Source organism: Microcystis sp. LEGE 08355 (genome assembly GCF_015207185.1).
GTDB classification, from domain to species: Bacteria; Cyanobacteriota; Cyanobacteriia; order Cyanobacteriales; family Microcystaceae; genus Microcystis; species Microcystis panniformis.
The window spans coordinates 1-2230 of record NZ_JADEXI010000695.1 but is presented as its reverse complement, the minus strand read 5'-3'; the positions used below and the strand labels follow the sequence as shown (position 1 = coordinate 2230).

Below are 2230 nucleotides of genomic sequence, written 5' to 3'. Positions count from 1 at the left end.
TCCCCACACCCTACACCCCACACCCCTTAAACAGGATTTAGTATCAGTTATCAGTCGGCAAATACACGGACGCTATCGGGAATAATCGATAGTTTTACCTTTGTACCGATGTCTAATTGGGTGTTAATCGTTGTTCTAGCGTGGATTTGGCTGCCGGTGGCCGTTAGCAGACAATAACGGTATTCCCGCCCTAAAAATTGGCGATCGCAAATAACTAGCTCTCCCGTCTCATCCGGCTTAATTTTGACATCTTCCTCTCTCAGCATCAATTCCCCTTTGTCCAAATCTTGACCATCAGGAATTGTCCAGAGTCCTATCTCGGTTTGCCATTGTCCACCCTCCCGTCTAGCGGGGAGAAAGTTAGCTTGGGTGACAAACTCGGCCACGAATCGCGAGGCCGGATGACTATAAATTGCTTCGGGATTGTTAATTTGTTCTAATTTTCCTTGACAAATGACCGCAATTGTGTCACTGATCACCATTGCTTCCTCCCGGTCGTGGGTGACAAAAATGGCCGAGATACCAGTCGCTTTCAGGATATGACGGATCTCGTGCCGTAAGCGTTGCCGTACCTGGACATCGAGATTACTTAAAGGTTCATCTAAGAGGATTAAAGAGGGTTTTGGGGCTAAAGCGCGGGCGAGGGCGACTCTTTGCTGTTGTCCTCCCGATAGCTGATGGGGATAACGTTTTTCTAGTCCTTGCAGTCCGACTAAATCTAAAGTTTCCGCCACCCTAGCGTTAATAGCTCTGCTCGATAATTTCTCCCCAGAATTTTTTAACCCGAAGGCGATATTGTCAGCAATGGTTAAATGGGGGAAAAGAGCGTAATCCTGAAAAACCATGCCCGTATTGCGTTTTTCTGGGGGAATAAAGGTTTTTTCGTCGGCAACTATTCGCCCTCCCAATTCAATCACTCCTTGAGATGGTTTTTCAAATCCCGCAATCATCCGCAGTAGAGTGGTTTTACCGCAGCCCGACGGTCCCAATAATCCGAGAATTTCGCCCTCTGTTAAACTAAAACTGATATTATCGACAGCTAGAGTAGTAGAAGCGGGAAAACGCTTGTTAACCTCGGATAAACGCAGAATGACAGACTTTTTCATGGTGGGAAAGACAATCGCCCGGTCGGTGGCGGGGCCATTCACTTAAGAATTTTCCTAATTAGTTCACTATTATTGTTTATAACATCTCAAGGGACTAATTAGGAAACTTTCTCAAAAATTTCATGCTCACACCTGAAGATATTATTCTCGTTCCCCGGGGGGCCGAGCATAGCTCAATCCGCCGAGGATTAAGGAACATCGGCGATTTAGCCCCGCAAATTATCCCGATTAACCTTGGCGCTCCAGAATTCCTCGACAGTTCCTCAGTATCTGGGCAATCTCTAGAATTTCTTAATAAGCTCACAGGAAAAATTGTGCTGATGGGATTAGCGGGCAGTCTTAGCGATCGCTATCGGGTCGGAGATGGGGTAATCTATCAAGGTTGTGGCGCAGAAACGGGGAATTATTGGCGGTGCGAACCGGAAATAACCGCAGAAATCGCCCAATTAACCGGATATAGTCTTGTTAAAGGTTTAACCAGCGATCGCCTGATTAGCCGATCCGAGGAAAAACGACGTTTAGGACAGGGGGGCTATGAAGTGGTAGATATGGAAGGAGCAAGGATTTTAGCGGCTTTAGCGGGGCAAAAAGTGGCAATTGTGCGCGTGATTAGCGACGAGGTGACACAGGATTTACCCGATTTAGCCCCGGCAATTGATAATCAAGGTCAGCTGCTACCATTGCCCCTCGCTCGACAAATGTTAATCCGTCCTGTCCCGGCCTTCCATTTGATTCAAGGTTCCCTAAAAGGTTTATCCGTACTAACTCAGGTGGTGCGAAAGTTGTGCGGCAGTAATTTTTAAAAGTTGCTTGCAGATTATTTTTTTTCTGTGCTATAATGGTTAAGCTAAAATCAAGCGGATGTGGTGGAACTGGTAGACACGCACGTTTGAGGGGCGTGTGGCTTACGCCTTGCGAGTTCGAGTCTCGCCATCCGCATAAACTTTTATCTGCCCTCTGACGAGAATTGCCCTTGTCACCTTGAATGTTGACAGGATAGTTAGTAAAAGTATAGTCAAATATAGACAGACTGAATTCCACTTCAGAAATTCCCTTCACTTTTACTTCGAGAGATTGATTCTCCTTGGGTGAACTACGCACCTCTCTATCCCATAGCGGTTAAA

The 2230-nt window shown here is 46.4% G+C and carries 2 protein-coding genes and 1 tRNA gene; 2 read left to right on the top strand and 1 reads right to left on the bottom strand.

What is annotated here, in order from left to right; all coding sequences use genetic code 11:
* Window positions 1-50 precede the first annotated feature (50 nt).
* Window positions 51-1106 carry an ABC transporter ATP-binding protein gene (locus IQ242_RS23025; protein WP_193961549.1) on the bottom strand — a complete coding sequence of 352 codons (1056 nt, stop codon included), beginning with the start codon at window positions 1104-1106 and terminating at the stop codon, window positions 51-53.
* A 122-nt stretch (window positions 1107-1228) separates the two neighbouring features.
* Here IQ242_RS23025 and IQ242_RS23020 point away from each other — a divergent pair, with 122 nt between their 5' ends.
* A complete protein-coding gene (locus IQ242_RS23020; RefSeq protein WP_193961548.1) occupies window positions 1229-1909 on the top strand; it encodes a hypothetical protein in 681 nt (226 codons plus the stop codon).
* Window positions 1910-1963: 54 nt separating this feature from the next.
* Window positions 1964-2045, top strand: a tRNA-Leu gene (locus tag IQ242_RS23015).
* The last annotated feature ends 185 nt before the right edge of the window (window positions 2046-2230 follow it).